Annotated in this window: 1 rRNA gene; it reads right to left on the bottom strand. The window is 50.6% G+C overall.

Annotation, left to right across the window (positions count from 1 at the left end):
• Window positions 1–808: ribosomal RNA gene (locus tag GTQ48_RS17440) — 23S ribosomal RNA — on the bottom strand; the annotation flags it as partial.

Below are 808 nucleotides of genomic sequence, written 5' to 3'. Positions count from 1 at the left end.
CTGCCGCAGCTTCGGTATATTGCTTAGCCCCGTTACATCTTCCGCGCAGGCCGACTCGACTAGTGAGCTATTACGCTTTCTTTAAAGGGTGGCTGCTTCTAAGCCAACCTCCTAGCTGTCTATGCCTTCCCACATCGTTTCCCACTTAGCAATATTTTGGGACCTTAGCTGGCGGTCTGGGTTGTTTCCCTCTCCACGACGGACGTTAGCACCCGCCGTGTGTCTCCCGGATAGTTCTCATTGGTATTCGGAGTTTGCAAAGGGTTGGTAAGTCGGGATGACCCCCTAGCCTTAACAGTGCTCTACCCCCAATGGAATTCGTCCGAGGCTCTACCTAAATAGATTTCGGGGAGAACCAGCTATCTCCCGGTTTGATTGGCCTTTCACCCCCAGCCACAAGTCATCCGCTAACTTTTCAACGTTAGTCGGTTCGGTCCTCCAGTTGATGTTACTCAACCTTCAACCTGCCCATGGCTAGATCACCGGGTTTCGGGTCTATACCTAGCAACTCAACGCGCAGTTAACACTCGCTTTCGCTACGGCTCCGCTATTCGCTTAACCTTGCTACTAAATATAAGTCGCTGACCCATTATACAAAAGGTACGCAGTCACACCACGAAGGTGCTCCTACTGCTTGTACGTATACGGTTTCAGGTTCTATTTCACTCCCCTCACAGGGGTTCTTTTCGCCTTTCCCTCACGGTACTGGTTCACTATCGGTCAGTTAGGAGTATTTAGCCTTGGAGGATGGTCCCCCCATATTCAGTCAAGATAACACGTGTCCCGACCTACTCGATTTCACTGTAAA

The organism is Alteromonas genovensis (assembly GCF_010500895.1).
Classification (GTDB): Bacteria; Pseudomonadota; Gammaproteobacteria; order Enterobacterales; family Alteromonadaceae; genus Alteromonas; species Alteromonas genovensis.
This window is presented reverse-complemented; position numbering and strand designations above follow the sequence as displayed.